Annotated in this window: 15 protein-coding genes and 1 tRNA gene; 10 read left to right on the plus strand and 6 right to left on the minus strand. The window is 61.7% G+C overall.

All coding sequences use genetic code 11. From position 1 onward, the window contains the following. The first annotated feature begins 147 nt into the window (after positions 1–147). Positions 148–1,074, plus strand: coding sequence for a homoserine O-acetyltransferase MetA (metA, locus tag I2H19_RS02955; protein WP_195621143.1), 927 nt, complete (start codon positions 148–150; stop codon positions 1,072–1,074). 23 nt (positions 1,075–1,097) lie between these two features. On the opposite strand, the gene I2H19_RS02960 is transcribed toward metA, so the two are convergent. Beyond that, complete coding sequence (locus tag I2H19_RS02960) at positions 1,098–1,694, minus strand: 5-formyltetrahydrofolate cyclo-ligase (RefSeq protein WP_195621145.1); 597 nt, start codon at positions 1,692–1,694, stop codon at positions 1,098–1,100. 69 nt (positions 1,695–1,763) lie between these two features. Then, positions 1,764–4,808 (minus strand): insulinase family protein, encoded by a 3,045-nt coding sequence (locus tag I2H19_RS02965; RefSeq protein ID WP_195621147.1) that lies wholly within the window; start codon positions 4,806–4,808, stop codon positions 1,764–1,766. Between the two features lie 569 nt (positions 4,809–5,377). On the opposite strand from I2H19_RS02965, the gene I2H19_RS02970 reads away from it, so the two are divergent. Beyond that, the gene (locus I2H19_RS02970) at positions 5,378–6,844 is read left to right on the plus strand and encodes an ATP-binding protein (RefSeq protein WP_195621149.1); all 1,467 of its coding nucleotides are present in this window, start codon (positions 5,378–5,380) and stop codon (positions 6,842–6,844) included. Positions 6,845–6,944: 100 nt separating this feature from the next. Here I2H19_RS02970 and I2H19_RS02975 read toward each other — a convergent pair whose 3' ends face one another. Next, the gene (locus I2H19_RS02975; protein WP_195621151.1) at positions 6,945–7,436 is read right to left on the minus strand and encodes a hypothetical protein; all 492 of its coding nucleotides are present in this window, start codon (positions 7,434–7,436) and stop codon (positions 6,945–6,947) included. Positions 7,437–7,651: 215 nt separating this feature from the next. Here I2H19_RS02975 and I2H19_RS02980 point away from each other — a divergent pair, with 215 nt between their 5' ends. Next, a complete protein-coding gene (locus tag I2H19_RS02980; protein ID WP_195621152.1) occupies positions 7,652–8,734 on the plus strand; it encodes an HNH endonuclease in 1,083 nt (360 codons plus the stop codon). Positions 8,735–9,179: 445 nt separating this feature from the next. Here I2H19_RS02980 and I2H19_RS02985 read toward each other — a convergent pair whose 3' ends face one another. Next, a complete protein-coding gene (locus I2H19_RS02985; protein ID WP_195621153.1) occupies positions 9,180–9,866 on the minus strand; it encodes a DUF5710 domain-containing protein in 687 nt (228 codons plus the stop codon). Positions 9,867–10,092: 226 nt separating this feature from the next. After that, a tRNA-Val gene (locus I2H19_RS02990) sits at positions 10,093–10,167 on the minus strand. 289 nt (positions 10,168–10,456) lie between these two features. Between I2H19_RS02990 and I2H19_RS02995 the strand changes: the two genes are divergently transcribed. From I2H19_RS02995 to glmM, 3 genes are all read left to right on the plus strand, one after another. Next, entirely contained in the window at positions 10,457–11,479 is a 1,023-nt protein-coding gene (locus I2H19_RS02995) for a DMT family transporter (RefSeq protein WP_195621154.1), read from the plus strand. A 149-nt stretch (positions 11,480–11,628) separates the two neighbouring features. Continuing rightward, positions 11,629–13,941: a DUF4012 domain-containing protein gene (locus I2H19_RS03000; protein ID WP_195621155.1), complete on the plus strand. Its 2,313-nt coding sequence runs from the start codon at positions 11,629–11,631 to the stop codon at positions 13,939–13,941. Between the two features lie 83 nt (positions 13,942–14,024). Continuing rightward, a complete protein-coding gene (glmM, locus tag I2H19_RS03005) occupies positions 14,025–15,356 on the plus strand; it encodes a phosphoglucosamine mutase (protein WP_195621164.1) in 1,332 nt (443 codons plus the stop codon). A gap of 205 nt (positions 15,357–15,561) precedes the next feature. Here the strand turns inward: glmM and I2H19_RS03010 are convergent, their stop codons facing one another. Beyond that, complete coding sequence (locus I2H19_RS03010; RefSeq protein ID WP_195621165.1) at positions 15,562–17,136, minus strand: carboxypeptidase M32; 1,575 nt, start codon at positions 17,134–17,136, stop codon at positions 15,562–15,564. A 505-nt stretch (positions 17,137–17,641) separates the two neighbouring features. Between I2H19_RS03010 and pheS the strand changes: the two genes are divergently transcribed. From pheS to I2H19_RS03030, 4 genes are all read left to right on the plus strand, one after another. Further along, positions 17,642–18,718, plus strand: a complete 1,077-nt coding sequence (pheS, locus tag I2H19_RS03015) for a phenylalanine--tRNA ligase subunit alpha (protein ID WP_117770495.1) — start codon at positions 17,642–17,644, stop codon at positions 18,716–18,718. Positions 18,719–18,781: 63 nt separating this feature from the next. Next, positions 18,782–21,235 (plus strand): phenylalanine--tRNA ligase subunit beta, encoded by a 2,454-nt coding sequence (gene pheT / locus I2H19_RS03020; protein ID WP_195621166.1) that lies wholly within the window; start codon positions 18,782–18,784, stop codon positions 21,233–21,235. A gap of 246 nt (positions 21,236–21,481) precedes the next feature. Further along, entirely contained in the window at positions 21,482–22,567 is a 1,086-nt protein-coding gene (gene cbiM / locus I2H19_RS03025; RefSeq protein ID WP_195621167.1) for a cobalt transporter CbiM, read from the plus strand. After that, positions 22,545–23,381, plus strand: a complete 837-nt coding sequence (locus I2H19_RS03030) for an energy-coupling factor transporter transmembrane component T family protein (RefSeq protein WP_195621168.1) — start codon at positions 22,545–22,547, stop codon at positions 23,379–23,381. The genes cbiM and I2H19_RS03030 overlap by 23 nt, the downstream gene beginning before the upstream one ends. Positions 23,382–23,411: the final 30 nt, after the last annotated feature.

Consider the following 23,411-nt stretch of genomic DNA (forward strand, 5'->3'; position numbering starts at 1 on the left):
TAGGCTAAAGCGCCATAGATTTTTGGGCATGCCTTAATCTCTACTTTTGGAGTGATTTGGGCCGCTGACGGCATCGCCGGGCGATGTACTCGCGCGGATGGGGCCGGTCGTTGTACCATAACTGCAACTGACTCGTAAGGAGCATTCATGCCCATTCGCATCCCCGACGCCCTCCCTGCCGCCGCGCAGCTCGAGAGCGAGAACATCTTTGTCATGACCGAGTACCGCGCGCTGCACCAGGACATCCGTCCGCTGCGCGTGCTCATCCTCAACCTCATGCCCACCAAGATTGCCACCGAGACGCAGATCATGCGCAAACTCTCCAACACGCCGCTGCAGGTGGAAGTGGACCTGCTGCGCACCAAGACGCACGAGGCCACGCACGTGAGCGCCGGCCACCTGGAGACGTTCTACCGCACGTTCGACGACATCCGCGACATCCACTACGACGGCCTGATCATCACGGGCGCGCCGGTGGAACAGATGCCGTTCGAGGAGGTCGACTACTGGCCCGAGCTCTGCCAGATCATGGATTGGTCCACCACGCACGTGCACTCTACGCTGCACATTTGTTGGGGCGCGCAGGCCGGCCTGTACCATCATTACGGCATCCAGAAGTACGACCTGCCGGCAAAGGCGAGCGGCGTGTTCGAGCATTATCTGGTGAAGCCGCAAAGCCCGCTGGTCCGCGGCTTTGACGACCGCTTCTATGCCGTACATTCGCGCAACACCGACGTGCGCCGCGAGGACGTGGAGGCCGAGCCGCAGCTTGAGGTCGTGGCCGTGTCCGACGAGGTGGGCCTGTACATCGTCAAGTCGACCGACAGCCGTCGCTTCTTTGTCTTTGGCCATCCCGAGTACGACACCGATACGCTGCGCCTGGAGTACGAGCGCGATGTGAAGCGCGGGCTCAACCCGGAGGTGCCGGCGCATTACTTCCCGGGCGACGACCCCTCCGCCGAGCCGCGCAACGTCTGGCGCAGCCAAGCTCAGCTGTTCTACACCAACTGGCTCAACTACTACGTCTACCAGACCACGCCCTACGACCTGGCCCGCGCCGGCGAGGAGCGCTAGACGGCCGAGAGGTGCACTAACCCTTAGGCGTTGATGATGTTGGGTAACGGCAGGTCGTGGGCGTCGGCGGGGACGTGGTCGACGCGTTGCTCGTCAAAGGCGATGCCGATGATTTGGCACGATGCCGAGACCGTGGGCAGGTAACGGTCGTAGCAGCCGCCACCGTAACCTAGGCGTGCGCCGGCACGATCGAAGGCCGCAAGCGGCACGATAATCATGTTGAGTGTGTCGGCAGCCACGATGGGGAAGCGGGTGCTGTCGACATCCGCCGCCGTGAAGGCCCGCGTTGGATGAGCAATAAACGGAGCCGCGTCGACATCGCCGACAGCAACCGCTCGCATGCATATGCGCTGGCCGCAGGCTGCGGCGTCGCTTGCCGAGAGCATGCATGGATAGGGCACCTGCCAGCCGCGCCCGGCTGCCTCGGTGGCAAAGGCGGCGGGATCAACCTCGGAGCCCATGGCGGCATAGACGGCAACGGTGTGCGGAGTCGCGGGGTCCGAGTGCCCCAGCAGCTCAACAAGCCGTGCGCAAATGGCGGCAGACTTTGATGCCCGCACATTCAGCTCAATCGCATCGCGCCGAGCAATCACCACCCGCCGCAACTCAGCCTTATCCATTCCAATCCCCCCCCCACAGACCACCACAAAGGTGTCTGTCCCCTTTGTGGTGGTTTTTGCTTGGTGCGGTTAGGCCAGCAGGTCGATTACGGTAAAGTCGGCGTTGCTCTTGGCGATGACTTCGCGGCTGCCAAAGACGCAGGTGGGCGACTCGGCTGCGATGCGCGTCACATCGGCGCCGAGCGAGCGCAGCTCACCGGGCGTAGCGGCGAGCATCTGGGCGCGGCGCTCCTCGCGTGCGTGCGGATCGAGCCCGGCCAGGTAGGTCGTGTTGCGGCGCTTGGTGAGCGCGTACGGCTTCACCGGCGCGTCCATGCCGCTCACGCAGCTCACGATAAAGCCCTCAAAGGCGGCCTCGTCGGGCTCAAAGCTGCCGAGCCATTCGCCTGCGCGCGCCACGCGCTCAATCGAGGGGTCGATTGCCGGGTCGCGGTAGGTGTAGAACGCCGTCTGACGCTCACCGGCCGCGCGGAATCCGCAGCCGTACGCACCGCCCTTAACGCGGATCTCGTTCCACAGATAGTCGTAGGAGAGCGCGTTGGCGGCAACCGCCCAGGCGCCCGTCACGTCGATGCCCAGGCGACGCGGGTCGCACGCGCTTGCCGCAAAGCAGATGTCGCTGGGGATGACAAAGGCCTCGTGGCGGTCGCACGGCGACGGCACCACGAGCGCGTTGCGGCCGGCATCGGCGCCGCCGCCAGCGCCCAGTCCCAGGTCGCCCGCGGCGGCCCAGTATGCGTTAAAGTCCTCATCGCTGCCGGTAAAGCTTGCCAGGCAGCCGTCGGCCACAAAGATGCGCTCCGCCAGCTCGGCAAGCTTGGCACGCAGGTCGTCCAGTCGCTCGTCAAAGTGCTCGAGCAGATCGCGCAGGAACAGGTAGAAATCCACGCCCGAAAGCTGTTCGCGCACCACGGCCGAAGGCGAGCTGTAGCTCATCGCGCGGCCGAGCGCCGCCGAGTGGCCGTTGTTGATAAAGCCCTGCTCAAGCCCAATGCGAATCTGCGTGAGCACATCGCGCACGCGGTCGGCGTCGGCATCGAGCAAAAGCGTGCTCGACCACACCTCGCGCGGCAGGCTCGCCAGCGCATCGATCTTTTCGGACAGGGCGCCGGCGCTCACCAGCAGGTAGGGGCGCACGCCGTCCACGTCGGGCTGCGTCATGACCTCGGTCGTAAAGCTCAAAAAGCCCAGCTTGCCGGCGAGCAAGTTGTCGAGTTCCTCGGCCGAGTGCTCGCTCGTGGGCAGCTGTTTGAGCAGGCGGCAGAGCAGCGTCACATAGGGCAGGTCTTCAAACGCGACGCAGCTCAGGTCGAAATACTGCATGGCGTAGGCCAGGCGGTTGGTGGGGATGCCGTGGCGCAGGCAGGGGATGGGCGTGGTCGTGTCTACGACCAGCGGCGGCTCGGGGCGCGCCTCGCCAATGTCGGACACGCGCAGGCGCGGCAGCGTGGCCTTGGCCTCGGGCGTGTCTTCGGCCTCCTGCGCGGCACGCAGCGCGGCCGTGCGCTCGACCACGTCGGCCAGCTCGGCATCGGTCATGGCATCGCGCTTGGCTGCCAGCTCGGCGGCCTCGGCACCCTCCGAACCCTCGGTGGCGTCCACCGGCACCAGCTCGACCAGTGCCATGTGATCGTTCTGCAGCACCAGCTCGCGCAGCAGATCCTCAAAATAGCTGCCGTCCAGCTCGCTACGCAGCTCCTCGTACACTGGGCCGTACTTGAGCGCCAGCGTCGCGGCGTCGTCATCGTAGAGCCACGTGCTCAGCGCGTCGCACGCAATGGCCACGCCGTCGGCGATACCGTAGTCGCGCTGGCGCAGGTCGTATTCGTTGCTGCTGATGATGGCTTCCAGGCGCTCGCGCGGAACGCCATGTTCGCATAAGTCGCGGCAGGCGTCCTGGAACACGCGGCGCAGCTCGCGCGCCACGCCGGGCTGCGCGTTTTGCAGCATGATGAGCTCGTAGGGCTGCAGGCTCTCGGCCGCCGTGTAGCTCACCACGTTGCCGCCCAGGCCGGCGGACAGAATGGCCTTCTTAACCGGCGCTTCGTTGGAGCCCAGCAGTGCTTCAAACAGGATATCCGCCGCGATCGTGCGTTTGCGGTCGAGCGCGTTGCCCAGCACCAGGCCCAGGCCCACCAGGGCGTTCTCGGGTGTGGTGGCCATCTCGACGCGCTTGTACTCGCAGGTCACGGGCGCCTGCACGCCCAGCGGATTGGGCGCCATCGTGGACGGGTCCTCGCCGGCGGCGACGGCGGCGTCCATGCGGCGGCTCGCGGCACTCGGCTGCGACAGATAGCGCTCGTCCAAAAAGGCCAGGGCGCGGTCCACGTCCAGGTCGCCGTAGAGCGTTATATAAGAGTTGGAAGGATTGTAGTGGCGCGCGTGCGTGTCCAGGAACTGCTCGTAGGTGAGCGCGGGAATCGCGCGCGGGTCGCCACCGCTCTCGTGTGCATAGGCGGTGTCGGGGTAGAGCGCGGCGTTGACGGCGTCGTCCAGCACACTCATGGGGTCGGACAGCGCACCCTTCATCTCGTTGAACACCACGCCGTTATAGCGCAGCGTGCCCTCGCGCAGGCTCGCGGAGCCGCCGTCGCCCTCGCCCTCGACGCTCTCCGGCAGGTCCAGCTCGTAGTGCCAGCCCTCCTGCTCAAAAATGGTGGGCTTGGTATAGATGGCCGGGTTGAACACCGCGTCCAGATACACGTCCATCAGGTTGTACAGATCCTGCTCGTTGGTGGTGGCAACGGGGTAGATGGTCTTGTCGGGGTAGGTCATGGCGTTGAGGAACGTCTGCATGGAGCTCTTGATCAGGTCGACAAACGGCTCCTTGACGGGAAACTTGGCCGATCCGCACAGCACCGAGTGCTCAAGAATATGGAACACGCCGGTGGAATCGGCCGGAGGCGTCTTAAAGCCAATGGCAAAGGCCTTGTTTTCGTCGTCGCACGCCAGGTACAGCAGGCGAGCGCCCGAGGCAGTGTGGCGCAGCACGTAAGCGTCCGAGTCGAGCTCGGGCACGGTCTCGCAGCGCTCGACGGTAAAGCCATGGCAGGTGGTGCCGGGCACCAGCAGCGCGGCGGCTGCGGCGCGCGGGTCGGTTGAGGTGGTGGGCATATGCAGTCTCCTTTGACGTCCCAGCGGGGGCGAATCGAGTCGAATCCTCGAGAGTATACCCATATGGAGCCGCGGCACTGCGGCGAACTGAAGACGATGCCAACGGAATGGGTAAAGGCCCCGCGTGACCGCCGCGCGAGCGTGGAAACTTGGACGCCTATCGAATGAGAGTGGATTTTCGGACGGAATCAGCCTCAAAACGCCCAAAAACCGTCCAAATATCCACCCTCATTTCCCGACCGTCCAAAATCCACGCTCATCCGCCGCCCGCACATCTCTCATCTCTCACTCATCTCTAATACGAGAGATAACAGAAAGACGAGAGATAAATATGAGAGATAACTGAGCAGCAAAGAGACAGGCAATCATGGTATTATCTCAATACCGATTGTTCTACCAGCAAAAACATGTTTATATGAAACAGATGGCAGACATCTTATCTTTTATCTCTCACTCATCTCTAATATGAGAGATAACAGAAAGATGAGAGATAATTACGAGAGATAACTGAGAGACGAGGGAAATCTATCCGCGGCATTTTCCGCGGGACCGAGCGAAAGGACGTGCAGATGAACGAAAACGAACTGACCGGTCTGTTCGAGTCTTTAAGGCGCATGGGCTCGGACGATCTTAACGTCGAGGTCAAGGAGAGCGCCACAACGCTTTCCCGCGACGTATGGGAAACGGTCAGCGCTTTCGCAAACACCGCCGGCGGCATCATCGTACTCGGAGTGAGCGAGCGCGCGGGTTTTGTCCCAGTTGCAAACTTTGAGACCGAGAAAGTGCTCAACCAATTCGTGGCGGGCATGGGCGATGCCGGCGGTCGCGGAAAGCTGGCCAATCCGCCCAAATACACCATTGAGCGCGTGGAGCTCCAGGGCACCGTGGTTCTGGTCATCACGATTGAGGAGCTCGACCCGTCGAGCAAGCCTTGCTATGTCATAGAGCGGGGCGCTCAAGGTGGCAGCTACAAACGCATCGATGACAAAGATGTCCCGCTTTCGTCGACCGAGGTGCTCGCATTGGCGTCATACGGTCGAACGACTCCGAGCGATCGCGACGCGGTGGCGGGCGCGGGCGCGGACGATCTCGACGAGGCGCTGGTCGACCGTACGATAGATCGGGCTTTCTCGTTGACGCCTCGGGCAATGCGCGGCGCGCCGGACAAACAAACGAAGCTGGAGCGCCTAAATTTCCTTGATTCCCAGGGCAATGTTACCAAGGCCGGACTCCTAGCGGCGGGCGTTTACCCTCAGCAGTTCTATCCCAAGCTCTTCATTGACGTGGCTGTCCATGCGGGAACTCAGAAGGGCACTGCGGGGCCACTAAGGTTCATGGACCGCACAATCTGTGAGGGCACGTTGGGCGAGATGATCTCGGATGCCGTCGCAGCCGTCGCCAAGAATTTGCGGCGAACCTCGACCGTCCAAGGCGTCTCGCGTGTCGACTCGCTTGAGATTCCCGAGGAGGTTCTGCGCGAGGCAATCGCCAACGCCGTAATCCATCGAGAATACGGGGATCGGTTCTGTGGACAATCGATTGCCGTCGACGTCTTTGACGATCGTGTCGAGGTGACGAATCCTGGCGGCCTTTACGGGGGAAAGACTCGCGAGAACTTGTTTGACGGCAGCTCCCGATGCCGTAACGCGACGCTTGTGAAGCTCATGTCGATTGTTCCGCTGCCGGATGGCGCAGGTTCGCCGGCTGAGGGCAATGGCTCGGGCATCCCGATGATGATCGATGCCATGCGCGCGCATGGTCTGGCCGAGCCCCTGTTCTGCCTGGGATTCGATCGGTTCAAGGTCGTACTTTACCGTTCAAAGATCGAGCCGGTCGATCATGGCGGGGGCTTAATTGTGACGGCACTCAAACACTACGGCGAGCTGGGGACGCGCGAGCTGGCAGAGCACACAGGGCTCACAATTTCCCAGGTTAGGTCGCGCGTCAACGCGCTCATTGCTCAAGGCGAGCTTGAGCCCACGGCGCCGGCGACGAGCCGCAACCGCAAGTATCGACTGTCGGAGCGCGTGGGATAGATGCGTTAGTGGACGAGGCGACCCAATAATCGACCCTCGATTGGCGTCCATTAAGGTAAAGCGGTTGTTGTCCAGTCGACGGTGATGCTAAAGACTCGGCTTACGCCGGCATGGCCCCGAACCCGTCTATCAAGAACAGCCTAAGAACCAGCTTGATGGCATTTCCCGGTTTGACTTCGGCCGTGCCAAAGACGTGGCGCTCGGCGAGCTCGCTGCAGTATGCATAGATGTCGCGGATAAGGTCCGCGCCCGAAAGCGTAAACATGTAGCCTGCGTCCGAAAGCGCATTGGGCGCGGCGGGCAACTTGGCCATGTGGCAGAACGTTTGCAGGTCGGGCGCCATAGCGTCCTGGTAGCCAAGATGGTTGCCGTCTTCTTGTGCGGCGAGTTCCAGCTGGCGTACTCGATCCAGCGCCACTGCCAGCACAAAGCTCGGCGTAGGCGCATTGACGTCCTGAGTGGTCGCCACAAGCCTGCCCGCCGCCTGCGTGACAAGCCAAGCGACCTCGCGCTGGCAACGCACGGCCTTGCGCGTAACCGGCTTGATGGACGAAGAAGAAACGCTCCCCTTAGGCGGATTCGAGGCAGCCATAAGACCCTCCCATGAACGACCCGGCCCAACAAGCCCGGATGAAACACGTGCTACATCAGTATACAGGAAAGTGGGGCAGCGGGGTACAAACGCGCCAGCGGCAAACCGAGAGCATCAACGATGTGCCGATCGCGGAATGAGATCTCGTAATAATTGACTCTCGGCCATATTATTGAGGGGCATGACTCGCGTTCGTATGGTTGTAGGTGCTGGCGATGAACGACATTGACCTTGCTGTTCCGTTGATGGATGGACCAAGCTATGACCGCGCCTGCAGTCTCGTGCCTTCCGAATACGTTGAGGCATGGGAGTGGTTTCTGGATGAGGAACAGCGCGGCGGCGTTTGGACCAGCCTTCCGCACCACACCAAGGAAGATAGCCCTCAGTATCAGTATCGTTTGAGAATTGGCTCGGACTTCTTTCCCGTAACGCGGGATTCAGGGATCTTCTGGCCGGGCCAGGATCGGGTGAAGCAAGATCCCAATAAGATCTTTGCGCTTTCGGTCCATAACTCTAAAAAGAGCTTCTACACCGATGTGCCTCCGCTCTATTTGGACGATGGTACGTGGGTCATTAAGTACTCGGTTCAAGCGCCGGGTACCGTTGGTTTTCGAGACCAGAATTACAACCGTAAAATGCTCAACTGCATGGAATGTGGCGTTCCGGTCGGAGTCATATTTGCAACCGAGGTGGGCTATAAGGTGCTCGGCCTTGCGTTTGTTGAGCGGTTCGAGCCCGAAAACGGATGGTTTGTTCTGCACGGTCCTGTTCATAAAGGCGGACCGGACCCTCGTTTTGCACCCGACATGAGTTATCTGAAGCACATGCCCGTCGATATTGAGTTTGCCGGACAGGGTGCGACCGACGACGAAAAGGTCCGCTATGCGTTAAGGCGCGAGCGATTGGGGCAGCAATGGTTCCGCAAGCAGCTCGTTGCCGCCTATGACGGACGTTGCGCGGTGTCGGACTGCGGCGTCAGCGAAGCTCTGGAGGCTGCACATATCGAGAATTACTCGGGACCCAAATCGCAGGTTGCCAGCAATGGCATTCTACTTCGGCGCGATCTTCATTCCCTATTTGATGCTCACCTGATTTCGTTTGAGCCTGTTTGCGGCGAATATCGGCTGTGCGGATCGTACCTGCTGGATAAGACCGGCTACGCTTCCTTTGCGGGTGCGACGCTAAGGCAGCCGAATGAGCGTCAGTGGCGACCCAATACGGTGTTTCTTGAGGCCCATCGCATTGAGTTCGATCGCTCGGAAAAGAAGCGTGAAAAGGCGGGGCTTCTGCCGTATTAGCGTATTTGGCTTTGGCATTCTTTGACGATCGTGTTGTTTGATCGGATCGCGTGGCGATGCAATCTCGCGCCCGCCCGCCGGTGCATGCTCTTCCTGTTTTGTATAGCGAGAGGGGAGCGTGTATGAGCTGGCGAGGCGATATTGCGATGGGGAAGTACGGAAAACTGCCGTGTGCCCTTATAGACAACAATATGTTTCCGAGCGTAGAGGTTGATTGCGGGTCGTTTGTCGTCACCTGCCCTTGCTGCGGCTCGCAAATACCGTGTCTCGACATTCGGTTCATCGATGCGCGCGACAGACTCAGCGACGAAGTGAGAAAACGGACAGGCGTTCATATGCCGGTGTATCCGGAGAAATGCCCTGTTTGTGGCCTCGATATCGTGTATGACGCCGGCGACGAGGGATAGGTGATGCGGAGGAGCTGGCTGTGAAGGCTTCTCCGTCTCTACAAATAAATCCCCTCGCCGAGTTGCCTGTGGAACTCGGCGTGATGGTCGCGTGCCCAGGTAAAGAGCGCCTGGTCAAAGTCGGTGCGCGTGGCCGGGACGCCAAAGACGCCGGCAACTTCGACGCGCACAAACTCCAGTGCCGGCAGCTTGTTGATGGCAGTGAGGGCAAACGGGGACGAGGGCTCTTCGAACAGATAGCGGCTGCCTTGCAACGCGTCACAACTGGTGCACGTGTTGCCGAGCGACGGGGCTTTGGAGGCTCGCGCGCCTACGGGCTTGTAGCCGCAGCGCTTATGAAGGTAGTCGCGGATCTCGCCCGGCACGCAGCCAAGAGCGGGCACGATGGCGAGTGCGTTGGCGTTGGCCGTGTCGATGGCAATGTGCCCGGCCTTGTTGGGCGCGTGCGCGATGGCGATGCTCTCGTCGTTATCGGCTCGATAGGGAATGCCGAAGGCCGCGACCGAGGTCTCTTTGTGACACTTCCAGCACTCGCGCTTGCCCAGTACTAGATATATATACGGTGCTGAGGGGTCGGATCGGTCAACACCGGGCAGCCACTCGGCAAAGGGCTCGGGGTTGACGCCGCTGGGTACATACCAGATTTTTTTGGTCCGGTCCCATTTGGCGCCCAGCGCCTTGGCTTCTTCTTTGTGCGAAAAGGGGACATCGAGCTCGGTGCGCATGGCGGCTCCTTGGTGCTGCAGGTGCAAGTGGCTCAAGGATACCGCAGGGCGCAGACATCGCGGCGTTTTGCTGAGAAGTTGCGGTGCGGACTGATTGGTTATGCCGATGGATAGATCGGCAAGTAGATGGTCGGCTTTTGGCTAGTTGGGCGGTTGGAGCTGCCAGCTAATTTGGCGACATAAAACAAAACAGCCCAGAGGACATAGCCTCTGAGCTGCGAACATTTGGTGGGCGTTAGAAGATTTGAACTTCTGACCTCTTCCGTGTCAGGGAAGCGCTCTCCCCCTGAGCTAAACGCCCGATCAAGGGTGCGCAAGCGCGCAAGGGATAATATAACGGAGCCTGAACTTGGTGGCAAGAACATTTTTAAAAATCGCTTACATTGTGGAATTCGGGGGCTTCGTCATAGCCATTTCAAAAGAGCCTGCTGCCGCGATTTGGCTGTCGCATAATGCAAGGCCATTGCGGTATCGAGCTATGGAAAGACACCTGCGGAATTGTCCTACCGATAAGCGGACAAGCCTCCAGCTGGTGCCTTCGCCGTGGTAAGGTAAGCCGAATTGCTTCCAGACTGTTTCGGGGGAGTGGAATGAGCAAAGAGTGTGTCGAGCAGGTCGAAGGCGCAGGGGCTTCGGTGCCGATGACCGATATATCGAACATTGATGTGCCCGAGGGCACCGACGAGCTCAGTCGCAGCACCCGCCGTGCATGGCGCGATCGCCTCAACGATGCGTCGTCGCGCAAGATGGCATTGGGCGTCTTGGCTACGCTGGTGGGCGGTTCGTTTTGGGGCTTCTCGGGCACCAGCGCGAGCTTTCTGTTCGACACTTATCACGTTGATACCCTGTGGCTTATGAGCATACGACAGATTCTCGCCGGTCTGCTCTTTATGGTCGTGGTTGTCACGCGCGACCGCGCACGCCTGGTCAAGCTTTGGACGACGCCCGCTGATCGCAAGCAGCTGCTGCTCTTTACCGCTTTTGGCCTGCTCTTTAACCAGTTTTGCTATCTTTCGGCCGTGCGCCTGACGAACGCCGGAACCGCGACGGTGCTCCAGTGCCTGCAGCTCGTTATCATCATGGGCTACGCCTGCGTGACCGATCGCCGCATGCCGCGTACTCGCGAAGTCATCGGCATTGGCCTGGCTCTGGGTGGAACCTTTTTAATTGCCACCGGCGGCGACCCTACCAGCCTGAATATCTCGCCGCTTGGCCTGGCAGCAGGTCTTATGTGTGCGGTTAGCGCCGCGTGTATGGCGGTGATTCCCGCCAAGATCCTGCCCGAATACGGTAGCCCCATCGTCACGGGCTCGGCAATGCTCACGGCGGGCGTGGTCTCATGTGTCTTCGTGCAGCCCTGGGCGCATATGCCGGCGCTCGATGCCGCCGGTATCGAGGCGCTCGCGGTGTTCGTGGTTATCGGCTCGTTTTTTGCTTACATGCTCTATATGCAGGGCGTTAAGGATATCGGCTCGGTGCGTGCGAGCCTCATCGGAACTGTGGAGCCGGTTTCGGCGACCATCACCAGCGCCGTTATGCTGGGCACGGTGTTTTTGCCGACCGACCTTATCGGCTTTGCCATGATCATCGTGATGATGTTCCTTACGGTGTAGTTGACGCCGCCGCCAAGACAGAAAAGGTGTTGTGCCGCATTTTCGCCAATTGATGTCCGTGTCTGGAGTTTAGCTGTCGATGCTCAAAATGCCATAAACTAGTAACGTTATGGACTTTTTCATTGCGACTCAATTGCGAGGATTTCTTTATGGCTGGTAATCACTTTAAGGGCAGCGATAGCGGCCGTCCTGCAGTTCCGCCGCGTCCGAACGGGGCTGGTAAGGCCGGCACGCCAGGCGACGCTGGACAGGGCGGCTCCGGTAAGCGCGTGTCCCCGGGCGAGACGGCGATGTTTACCGCTCTGTACGAGCAGTCTCAAAAGGCAAAAAAGACCGGCCGTGCAAGAGGAAATGTCTTTGCGGGCGGTGCAACCTCTGCGTCGCAGCCGAGCGGGGCTCCTTCGGTACCTGCGAACAACGCAGGTGCTGCCAACGCCGCGAATGGCGCCGGCAACGTCAATGCCGGCAAGGCCGCCAACAATACTCCCTCTGCCGGTGGCGCGGGGCTTACGGGTAACCTCGGCACGATTTACACCGGCGCCTCCGAGACAGGCACGTTCGCCCGCCTGGATGATAGCGGTACCGAGTTTGCGGGCTCGGGTTCCAAGGAAGATTATTACGATTTTGGCTTGAACTACGGTAGCGATGCTTCGTCGAGTTCGACCTCTGACGGTCTGGTCCGTCATCGCCATCGCAAGGGCGAGCGCAAAAAGCGTCACAACGGCGCCATTATTGCCGCTGTAGTCGCGGTGCTTCTCGTTGCGCTTGGCGCAAGCGGCTTTATGCTGCTTAACTCGGCAAAGACCGTAAAGAGCGAAGCGAAGGAGGCTGTCGAGATCGTCGGTGGCCTTAAGGACAAGGTCACGTCGGGCGATTTTTCGACGCTGCCTGACGACGCGAAGAAGATCGATGAGCTCTGTAACAGCATGAAGGCGGAGACCTCGAGCCCGCTGTGGACGGCGGCTTCGTTTATCCCGGTGTATGGCAGCGATATCAATGCGGCCCGCACCATGATTGACGCCCTGTCCGATGTCTCGAGCAATGCGCTGGTTCCCATGGCCGATAACCTTTCGCAGGCTACGCCCGGCAAGCTGTTCCAGGACGGCATGATTAACGTGTCCGCGCTGCAGGCGGTCGCCGATTCGCTTTCCAGCAGCTCGAAGGTGTTCAAGAGCGCCAACGAGAAGGTCCAGGGCATTGGCGATACTCATATTTCCCAGGTGACCGAGCTGGTCGATAAGGCCAAGGACGGCTTTGCCACCCTCAACGGCGCGGTTGACGCGGCGGAGAAGGTCGCCCCCGTCCTTCCCCAGATGCTCGGCGCCAACGGCCAGACGCGCAACTACCTTATGTACGCCATGAACAACGTCGAGATTCGTGCCTGCGGCGGCTTTGGCGGTTCGCAGGGCCTGATTTCGGTCACCGACGGTCAGATGTCGATTGGCGAGTTTGTTCCCCGCATTGGACTCAGCGAGGATGAGGCGGTCGAGAGCGTCGACGAAGAGGATGAGGCGCTGTTCGGCAACCACAGCAACCTGTACAACTCGGGCAATACCTATTCGCCTGATTGGCCCCGCAACTCGCAGCGTGTCGCCGCGCTGTGGAAGTCCCAGTATGGACAGGACGTTGATGGCGTCATCGGTATCGACCCGGTGTTCCTGCAGTATCTGCTGGGCCTGGTCGGTAACGTGTCACTGCCCGACGGAACGGTTGTCGACGGCACCAACGCCGCAAAGGTCCTCATGCACGATGTGTACTGGAACTATCCGGTCGAGGAGTCTGACGGCATCTTTGCATCCGTCGCCAGCGCTGCCTTCGACAAGATTCTTGGCGGTATCGGCGATGTCGATGTTGCGAAGCTTGTCAGCGCCGTTGAGCGCGGTGCCGAAGAGGGCCGCCTGATCGCGTGGATGAGAAACGATGATGAGCAGAATGCCATCAAAGAGACGGGCATTGACGCTTCGCTGCCCAATCCGGATGACCCGAGTGCCGATCCCGTTGCCGGCGTTTACTTTAACAACCTGAGCTTCTCCAAGCTCGACTGGTATCTGAACGCCGACACTCAGATTGGTCAGGGCGTGAAGAACGGCGACGGCACGTGCTCCTATCGCATCACCGTTACCCTGACGAACATCATGACGCAGGAGGAGGCTGGCAAGCTGCCCGACTACGTTGCGGCGAGCGCACCCGATGCCGCGCGTGACGACGAGCGTCTGAATGTCTCGTTGTTTGCCCCGACGGGCGGCAACATTACTGATCTGACCGTCGAGGGCACCCAGTTTGGTCTTGGCGCCGCTACGTGGCATGGAATCCCCTTCTATTCGGGCACCGTTGACCTGCATGCTGGCGAGACGACGACGATCACGTATACGCTGACCACGTCGGCCGAGGCGGGGGACAAGCCGCTTACGCTGCGTCAGACTCCTACATGCCAGGCGGCTCGCGACAGCGCGTCGGCGTAGGGTTTTTCTGGTAGCGCAGATAATCGAGTACCATTTTGGGGCGGACAGGCAATCTGTTCGCCCCTATTTTGTAAGGAGAGCGCATGAAGTACTTTGGCACCGACGGCTTTCGCGGTGAGGCCAACGTTGGGCTGACGGTAGAGCACGCTTATAAGATTGGCCGTTTTGTGGGCTGGTATTACGGCGCCAACCGCGAGCGCAAGGCGCGCGTCATCGTGGGCAAGGACACACGTCGCTCGAGTTATATGTTTGAGGCGGCGCTGGTGAGCGGCCTGGTCGCGAGCGGTGCGGACGCCTATATGCTGCACGTGATCCCCACGCCAGGCGTAGCGCATCAGACTGTGGAAGGCTGCTTCGATTGCGGCATCATGATCAGCGCGAGCCACAACCCGTTTTGCGATAACGGCATTAAGCTCGTCAACAGCGACGGCTTTAAGATGGACGAGGACGTGCTGGAGCTCATCGAGGACTACATCGATGGCAAGAGCGAGGTGCCGCTGGCCACGGGCAACCACATCGGTGCCACGGTGGACTACATGCAGGGCCGCAACCGCTACATTGCTTCGCTCATTGCAAGTGCGAACTTTTCGCTGCAGGGCGTCAAGATCGGTATCGACTGCGCCAACGGCTCGGCTTCCTCGGTGGCCAAGCCGGTGTTTGACGCGCTCGGTGCCGACGTGCGCGTGATCAATGCCGCGCCCGATGGTTTTAACATCAACGTCGACTGCGGCTCCACGCATATGGAGCGTCTGCAGCGCCATGTGGTGGAGCAGGGCCTGGACGTGGGTTTTGCCTACGATGGCGATGCCGACCGCTGCCTGGCCGTGGATGAGCGCGGTCGCGTGGTAGACGGCGACCAGATCCTGTACGTGTGCGGCGTGTATCTGAACAAGCACGGTCGCCTTTCGGGCGGTACCGTGGTGCCGACGATTGCCAGCAACTTTGGCCTGATCAAGTCGTTGGAGCTTGCCGGTCTGAGCGCCGTGACCAGCGGCGTGGGCGACCGTCACGTGTATGCCAAGATGCGCGAGGGCGGCTACAGCCTGGGCGGTGAGCAGACGGGCCATACGATCTTTGGCGATATCGAGCGCACGGGCGACGGCATTATGACCTCGCTGCGCGTGATGGAAGTGATTCGTGCCGAGCGCGAGACGCTCTCGCAGCTCACGGCTCCGTGCAAGCTGCTGCCGCAGGCGCAGGTGACCGTGCACGTGGCGGACAAGGACGCCGCGCTCGAGAACATGAGCGTGCAGAACGCCATCGCCGAGGCCGAGGCTGCGCTGGCAGGCGAGGGCCGCGTGCTCGTGCGCAAGAGCGGAACCGAGTCGGTGATTCGCGTTTTGGCCGAAGCCCCCGACCAAGCCGCCGCCGACGCCGCCATGAAGCGCATCGCCAACGCACTCGAGGCTTTATAGCTACGCGGTTTTACCAAACCGCGTAGCTGCTCGACGCTGCAAGCGACCCTAAGCGGCAATCTGACGTTCAATTTCAAGGGCGCGACCAGAAGGTCAGCGCCCTTTCATTTCACGTCACCTTGCTCGCTTAGGGTCGTTTTCGCTGACGTTGCCAAGACATTGGCGTCAACATGGTTGGCGTTGGCGATGGCGTGCTGGTCAATCCTTACAGCTCGTACAGCGTGGTGAACTTGTCCTGCAGGTAGCTGCAGTAGTAGCGGGCATCGAACGCCATGCCGCACGCGCCCTTGATGAGCTCCGGCGCGTCCTTGGCGCGGCCCCACTGCCAAATGTGCTCGCCCAGCCAGGCGCGGACGGGTGTCAGGTCGCCGCTCGCACAGGCGCCGTTGAGGTCGACACCGTCGCGGCACATGGCCGGCACAAACATGGCGTCGTAGGCGCTGCCCAGCGCATAGGTGGGGAAGTAGCCAAACGAGCCACCGCTCCAGTGCGTATCCTGCAGGCAGCCGTGCGTGTCGTCGGGAACGGGAATGCCAAGGTACTCGTCCATAAAGCGGTTCCAAAGCGCGGGGATGTCCCTGGCCGTGGCCTCGCCGGCAAACAGCATGCGCTCGATCTCGTAGCGCACCATAACGTGCAGCGGATAGGTGAGCTCGTCGGCCTCGGTGCGGATCAACGACGGCTGAGCGATGTTCACGGCGTGGTAGAGCGTGTCCTCGTCCACGTTGCCGTAGACCTCGGGCGCGTGGCGGCGCAGCACCTCGAGCAGCGGTCCCATAAAGGCGCGGCTGCGACCCACGGTGTTCTCAAAGAAGCGGCTCTGGCTCTCGTGGATGCCCATGGAGGTGCCGCCCTCAAGACAGGTGCGCGCATAGGCGGGATTGACGCCCAGCTCGTACATGGCGTGTCCCGCCTCGTGGATGATGCTGTAGACGTTGGAGATACAATCGTCCTCGTAGATGTGTGTCGCGATGCGCGCGTCGCCCACGGCAAAACCCTCGCTAAACGGGTGCTCGGTAAAGGCAAGCGTGGTGTCGTCCAGGTCCAGGCCGACGAGCCTCATCAGGTCGAAGCTCATGGCGCGCTGGGCAGCCTCGGGTACGTGGGCGTGCAAAAAGTCGGCATCGGGCTGCTGGCCGCGCTCGCCGATGGCGTGCACGAGCGGCACGACCGTCGCCTTGACCTCATCGCAAAACGCGTCGAAGCTCTTGGCAGAAAGGCCGCGCTCATACTGGTCGAGCCAAACGTCGTATGGGTCGCGCTTGGGGTCCATGAGCTCTGCCTGATGCTTAAGCTGGGCGACGATTCTATCCACATAGGGCTCAAAGCTCGCCCAGTCGTTGGCCGTCTTGGCCTTGTGCCACACGGCGTCGGCCTCGCAGGTGAGCCTGGTCCAGGCCTCGGCCTCCTCGGTGGGGATGACGCTTGCCTCGCGCTGGTCGCGGCCGAGCACGCGGATCTCGTCAAGCAGCTGCGGGTCGTCGATCTTGCCTCCGGCGACCGTCTCACGCGCGAGAGAGCGCACAAGCTCAACGGACTTCTCGCTGGTCAAGAGTTTGTGATGCTCGCCGGCAAGGGTGCCCATAGCATCGGCGCGGGCCGCGGCGCCGTTGGCGGGGGCAATCGTCGCGCCATCGAACTCGGCAATTTTGAGCAGGTACTCGCGGGTCCACAGTTTGCCTTCGAGCTTGCGGAATTTTTTGACGGCCTTATCGACCTTGATGCCGTTGGGCGTCTTGCCCGCTGCGGGCTTGGCTTTCTTATCGTGCTTCTTTCCCATACCGTATCCTTAATCTCGCAGGCCGAGCGCCGCAGACGGGTGCGCGGCCAGTTTGCACAGCTACCTGCCTTGTACCCAGCGCGAACAAAACGGAACGCGGCGATGCGCTCGCGAAATGTGTTATCCTATAGCCCAATGCGTTGACGGAGAGGGTTTTGCCCGCCGTGTCGCCGGCAAGAGAGGGAAGGTCATGGGCTGCAAGCCTTCCTGCGGTGGCAAGGGCCAAGCGTTCACTCCCGAGCAGCGACCTCAACGGGCACGCGGCCAGTGGCAGCAAAGTCCCAGTAGGGAAGCCGTGAGCCTCGCGACAAGAGGCACAGAGTGGGCGCGGCGGGCCAGACATCCGCCGGGTCAAACAAGGTGGTACCGCGGAATTCAACCGTCCTTGGGCAATGTACATGCCCGAGGGCGGTTTTTTTTGTTACCGAACCGGGCCGCGCATCCGCAACATCGGGCGGCGTCAGCCGTCCCGGAGCGCGGATGTGCGAGAGACGAAAGGGAAGACATGAGTCTGATTGATGATCTGGTCAAACTCGAGGAAGAGGCCAAGGAGCTCGTCACTAGCGCTGACGACGCCGCCAAGCTCGAGGCCGCGCGCGTTGAGCTGCTCGGCCGCAAGGGCCGTATCACCGGCCTGATGCGCATGATGGGCAAGCTCGCTCCCGAGGATCGTCCCATGATGGGCAAACGCGCCAACGAGATGCGCCAGCTGATCGAGGGCATGCTCGACGAGCGCACCACCGAGATGAAGGCCGCCGCCCTCAAGCACGCACTCGAGCACGAGGCCGTCGACATCACGCTGCCGGGCATCCGTCCGCAGATCGGTCACCAGCACCTGATCAAGCAGATCATCGAGGAGGCCGAGGACATCTTCTGCGGCATCGGCTACACCGTCGAGTCCGGCCCCATGGTCGATACTTCCTACTACAACTTCACCGCGCTCAACGCGCCCATGGATCACCCGAGCCGCTCGGCTCGCGACACGTTCTATGTGGTCGACAACAACCCCGGCAGCGTCGCGCATCCCGAGGCTCACGCTCACGGTGAGTCCGACGTGCTGCTGCGCACCCAGACCTCGGGCGTGCAGATCCACACCATGGAGTCGCAGAAGCCGCCCATCTACATGATCTGCCCGGGCACCGTCTACCGTCCCGACACGGCCGACGCCTGCCACCTGCCGCAGTTCAACCAGATTGAGGGCCTGGTCGTCGACGAGGGCATCACCTTTGGCGATCTTAAGGGCACGCTCGACTACTTTGTTAAGTGCATGTTTGGCGAGGATCGCAAGACGCGTTACCGCCCGCACTTCTTCCCCTTCACCGAGCCCAGCTGCGAGGTGGACGTGAGCTGCCACGTGTGCGGCGGCAAGGGCTGCAACTTCTGCAAGCACAGCGGCTGGATCGAGATCCTGGGCTGCGGTATGGTCGACCCCAACGTCCTGATCAACTGCGGCATCGACCCCGAGAAGTACACCGGCTTCGCCTTTGGTATTGGCGCCGAGCGCGTCGCGGCACTGCGCTACGACCTGCCCGACCTGCGCACGTTGATGACTGGTGACATGAGGTTCTTGAACCAGTTCTAGAACGTTTTCTTCTTAGTTGCAGTTTCCGGCTCAAAGCCGCATTTATGAAAGGAGACCAGTTAGATGCGCGTTTCTTACGACTGGCTCAAGACCATGATCGATATTCCGGAGGATCCCAAGACCCTTTCGGACGAATATATCCGTACCGGTACCGAGGTCGAGGCGATCGACACCGTGGGCGAGTCCTTCGACCACGTGGTGACCGCCAAGGTGCTCACCAAGACCCCGCACCCCGATAGCGACCACATGTATGTGTGCTCGGTCGACGTGGGCGACAAGAACCTCGACGCCGATGGCAACCCCGCCCCGCTGCAGATCGTCTGCGGCGCGCAGAACTTCGAGGCTGGTGACCACATCGTCACGGCCATGATCGGCGCTGTCCTGCCCGGCGACGTCAAGATCAAGAAGAGCAAGCTTCGCGGCGTCGTGTCCATGGGCATGAACTGCTCCGCGCGCGAGCTCGGCCTGGGCGGCGACCACTCCGGCATCATGATCCTGCCCGAGGATACGCCCTGCGGCATGCCGTTTGCCGAGTACGTGGGCTCGAGCGACACCGTGCTCGACTGCGAGATCACGCCCAACCGCCCCGACTGCCTGTCCATGATCGGCATGGCCCGCGAAACCGGTGCCATCTTCGACCGCGATTTCCACGTTGAGCTGCCCGCCATCAAGGTCGAGACCGGCCGCGCGACCGACGACGAGCTTTCGGTCGAGATTGCCGACGAGGGCCTGTGCGACCGCTACGTCGCCCGCATCGTGCGCAACGTGAAGGTCGGTCCCTCGCCCGACTGGATGGTCAAGCGCCTCAACGCCCTGGGCGTGCGCCCGCACAACAACATCGTCGATATCACCAACTACGTGATGATGCTCACCGGCCAGCCGCTGCACGCCTTTGACCTCGACACCTTTGCCGAGCGCGATGGCCACCGTCGCGTGGTGGTTCGCGCCGCCCAGCAGGACGAGAAGTTCACGACGCTCGACGGCGAGGAGCGCGTGCTCGACGCCGGTATGGGCCTCATCACCGACGGCGAGCGTCCCGTGGCGCTGGCCGGTGTCATGGGCGGTATGGATTCCGAGATCGAGGACGATACCGTCGATGTGATGGTCGAGAGCGCCTGCTTCAACGCCGGCCGCACCTCGCACACCAGCCGCGACCTTTCGCTGATCTCCGACGCCTCCATTCGCTTTGAGCGCCAGGTTGACGAGACCGGCTGCGTGGACGTCGCCAACGTCACCTGCGCGCTGATTGAGGAGATCGCCGGCGGCGAGGTCGCTCCCGGCTATGTCGACGTGTTCCCCGCGCCCAAGACCATCGACAGCATCAAGCTGCGCCTGGCCCGCGTGCACGCCATCTGCGGTGCCGACATCGAGCCCGACTTTATCGAGCGTTCGCTCACCCGCCTGGGCTGCACCGTCGAGCGCGACGGCGAGGACTTCATGGTTACCCCGCCGAGCTTCCGTCCCGACCTGCCGCGTGAGATCGACCTGATCGAAGAGGTCCTGCGCCTATGGGGCATGGGCCGCGTGACGGCGACCATCCCGGCTGCCAAGAACCACATTGGCGGCCTGACCCGCGAGCAGAAGCTCACTCGCAAGGTCGGCGAGATCCTGCGCGCCTGCGGTCTCAACGAGACCACGACCTTTGGCTTTGCCGCCCCGGGCGACCTGGAGAAGATCGGCATGTCCACCGAGGGCCGCGGCTGCCCCGTGGTGCTCATGAACCCGCTGGTGGCCGAGCAGACCGAGATGCGTCGCTCGCTGCTGCCGGGTCTGCTGCAGTCTGTGGCCTACAACGAGGCCCACGGCACGCCCAACGTGCATCTGTACGAGGTCGGCAGCTTGTTCCACGGTCGCGAGAACGCCAGCCTGCCCAAGGAGACCAAGTCCGTGGCGGGTGTGCTCTCGGGCCAGTGGAGCGAGCGGTCCTGGAACATGAAGTACCGCAAGCTGCGCTTCTTCTTTGGTAAGGGCATCGTTGAGGAGCTGCTCGCCCAGCTGCGCATCGAGAAGGTTCGCTTTCGTCCCGTCGAGGGCGAGGGCTACGCTTTCTTGCAGCCGGGTCGTGCGGCCGAGGTTCTGTCCGGCGGCACCGTGTTGGGCTGGGTTGGCGAGATCCACCCCGAGGCGCGCGAAGCCATGGGCATCGATGAGGTCGTCGTTGCCTTTGAGCTCGATCTGGACAAGCTGATCAAGGGCGCTCGCAACCAGGAGAACTACCGCGAGTTCTCGCAGTATCCGGCTGTCGAGCACGACCTGGCTATCGTGGTCGATAACTCCGTGACCTGCGAGGATCTTGAGCGCCGCATTACCAGCGCCGGTGGCAAGCTGCTCGAGGGCGTGCGCCTGTTCGACGTCTACCGCGATCCCATCCGCATCGGTGCGGGCAAGAAGTCCATGGCCTTTGCGCTTACGTATCGCTCCGACGACCACACGCTCACCAGCGAAGAGGTCGAAAAAGCGCACCAGAAGATCGTCACCAAGGTGTGCAAGGGCGTAAACGGCGAGGTCCGCGGCTAGGTCCTGCGCTGGGGTATGGGTCAGCGGTGGCTGCCGCCGAGTCCTACGTGACTGCTGTGCCCGGTATAAGGCACCGTTGAGCCTGCATATATGACACGCGCATTACATAACGGCGTGCTGCTTTGTCGGCAGTGCGCCGTTTTGCTATGATAGCCCGCGGCGTGTTACGAATCTGACATTACGTAACACTGGAAAGGTGATTCAAGCGGCGTTGCAATTCCGTGCGCCGATAACCGGGAGGCGTACATGCACATTCCAGATAATTATCTGTCCCCGCAGACCGATGCCGTTATGGCGGTGGCGATGGTGCCCGTTTGGATCCACTGCATCAAGAAGGTGCGCGCCACGCTCGATCGCGAGCACATGGCGTTCCTGGGCATCTGCGCCGCGTTCTCCTTCCTGCTCATGATGTTCAACGTGCCGCTGCCTGGCGGCACCACAGGCCACGCCGTTGGTGGCGCACTCATCGCGCTGCTGCTGGGCCCCGAGGCCGCGGCTATCGCGGTTTCGGTCGCGCTGGCGCTGCAAGCGCTGCTGTTTGGCGACGGCGGCATCCTGTCCTTTGGCGCTAACTGCTTTAACATGGCCTTCGTGTTGCCGTTTGCCGCAGCCATCGTGTTCCGCGCGCTTAACAGCCGTTTGCACGACAAGAGCTGGGGCACCTCGGTTTCGGCCATCGTAAGCGGCTGGGTCGGCCTGTGCCTGGCGGCCCTGTGCGCAGCAATCGAGTTTGGTATTCAGCCGATGCTTTTCACGAATGCTTCGGGCGCTCCGCTGTACTGCCCCTTCCCGCTGTCCATTGCCATTCCGGCCATGATGATCCCGCATATGTTGGTAGCCGGCGTGGTCGAGGGCGTGGCGACTGCCGCGATCTACGGCTTTATCAAGAAGACGGCGCCGAGCGTTATCGTCGGCCCCGAAGCCGCCGATGGACAGCTTGCTGCCGAGGGCGCTGCTGCAAAGAAGACCTCGCTGGTCCCCACGCTCATCTTGGTTGCCGTGCTTGTCGTGGCCACGCCGCTGGGCCTGCTGGCCACGGGTGACGCCTGGGGTGAGTGGGACGCCGAGGGCGCCGCGACCGCCGTTCAGGAGGCTGGCGACGACAGCCTGCAGGCTTCGGTCGGTCTCGACACCCCGACCTTTGCCGACGCTCTGCCTACGGGTGATTACCTGCAGGCCTATTCCGAGGAGCAGGGTCTCGGCTTTGCCGGTCAGGCTGCCATGTATATCTTGTCCGGCGTGATTGGCGTGGCGGTGCTCACCATCGCATTCCGTCTGATCTCGCTGACGGTCAAGGAAAGCGGAGCCCATGGCGATGGTCGAGCTGCCTAGCTGGCTTGCGGTCGAGGAGCGATACGAGCCCACGGGCGCTCGTCATCGCGTGATGCAAAAGAACGTCCTGCACCTGGCGAGCCTGCTTGAGCGGGTTCGCCTGGGTGGAGGCGCGCACGAGGGCGGGTCGATGGTCGACCGCGCCCTTTCTTGCGTTTCGGCTCCGGTGCGCCTGGTGGGGATATTCGTTTGCGTCCTGTGCGTGTGCCTGACACAAAGCCCGCTGTACCTCATGTTGATGGCGGCCATTGCGCTGGTGCTCGTTGCCGTGCGTCCCATACGCGGGCTGCGCGCGACCTTTGTGCCGGCGCTTGGCGCCGCGGGGCTCGCAGTGGTTTTGGCGCTGCCTGCCCTGCTGCTGGGTGCTTCCGCTACGGGCGCCATGCTCAAGATTGCGCTCAAGACCTTCATTAATGTGTCGCTGGTGCTGGGCGCTTCGTGGACCCTCACGTGGAGCCGCATGTCGGCGGCGCTCAAGATGCTGCATCTACCCGACGAAGTTATCTTTACGTTTGATATGGCGCTCAAGCACATCGAGGTGCTGGGTCGTACGGCGCACGATCTGTGCGAATCGGTCATGCTGCGCAGCGTTGGCCGTGCGCCCGAGGGATTTTCGCGTACCGATTCGATCGCGGGTATCATGGGCATGACCTTTATCAAGGCGATGAAATGCAGCCGCGCGATGGACGAGGCTATGCTTTGCCGCGGCTTTGCCGGTGCGTATCCGGCTCCCGCGCGCGCCAGGTTTGGCTGGCGCGATGCGGTATACGCGGCCGTTGTGGCGTTGCTCGCCGTGTTGTGCGCGGTGTTGTAGCGCGGACAGTCGAACCGTCGATGTAAGTAG

The sequence above is a fragment of the Collinsella aerofaciens genome (assembly GCF_015560135.1).
Lineage (GTDB): Bacteria > Actinomycetota > Coriobacteriia > Coriobacteriales > Coriobacteriaceae > Collinsella > Collinsella aerofaciens_AN.

What these genes read in the sequence shown, in the direction of transcription:
- metA (WP_195621143.1), top strand. Translation starts at nt 148, where the DNA reads ATGCCCATTCGCATCCCCGACGCCCTCCCTGCCGCCGCGCAGCTCGAG.
- I2H19_RS02960 (WP_195621145.1), bottom strand. Translation starts at nt 1,694, where the DNA reads ATGGATAAGGCTGAGTTGCGGCGGGTGGTGATTGCTCGGCGCGATGCG.
- I2H19_RS02965 (WP_195621147.1), bottom strand. Translation starts at nt 4,808, where the DNA reads ATGCCCACCACCTCAACCGACCCGCGCGCCGCAGCCGCCGCGCTGCTG.
- I2H19_RS02970 (WP_195621149.1), top strand. Translation starts at nt 5,378, where the DNA reads ATGAACGAAAACGAACTGACCGGTCTGTTCGAGTCTTTAAGGCGCATG.
- I2H19_RS02975 (WP_195621151.1), bottom strand. Translation starts at nt 7,436, where the DNA reads ATGGCTGCCTCGAATCCGCCTAAGGGGAGCGTTTCTTCTTCGTCCATC.
- I2H19_RS02980 (WP_195621152.1), top strand. Translation starts at nt 7,652, where the DNA reads ATGAACGACATTGACCTTGCTGTTCCGTTGATGGATGGACCAAGCTAT.
- I2H19_RS02985 (WP_195621153.1), bottom strand. Translation starts at nt 9,866, where the DNA reads ATGCGCACCGAGCTCGATGTCCCCTTTTCGCACAAAGAAGAAGCCAAG.
- I2H19_RS02995 (WP_195621154.1), top strand. Translation starts at nt 10,457, where the DNA reads ATGAGCAAAGAGTGTGTCGAGCAGGTCGAAGGCGCAGGGGCTTCGGTG.
- I2H19_RS03000 (WP_195621155.1), top strand. Translation starts at nt 11,629, where the DNA reads ATGGCTGGTAATCACTTTAAGGGCAGCGATAGCGGCCGTCCTGCAGTT.
- glmM (WP_195621164.1), top strand. Translation starts at nt 14,025, where the DNA reads ATGAAGTACTTTGGCACCGACGGCTTTCGCGGTGAGGCCAACGTTGGG.
- I2H19_RS03010 (WP_195621165.1), bottom strand. Translation starts at nt 17,136, where the DNA reads ATGGGAAAGAAGCACGATAAGAAAGCCAAGCCCGCAGCGGGCAAGACG.
- pheS (WP_117770495.1), top strand. Translation starts at nt 17,642, where the DNA reads ATGAGTCTGATTGATGATCTGGTCAAACTCGAGGAAGAGGCCAAGGAG.
- pheT (WP_195621166.1), top strand. Translation starts at nt 18,782, where the DNA reads ATGCGCGTTTCTTACGACTGGCTCAAGACCATGATCGATATTCCGGAG.
- cbiM (WP_195621167.1), top strand. Translation starts at nt 21,482, where the DNA reads ATGCACATTCCAGATAATTATCTGTCCCCGCAGACCGATGCCGTTATG.
- I2H19_RS03030 (WP_195621168.1), top strand. Translation starts at nt 22,545, where the DNA reads ATGGCGATGGTCGAGCTGCCTAGCTGGCTTGCGGTCGAGGAGCGATAC.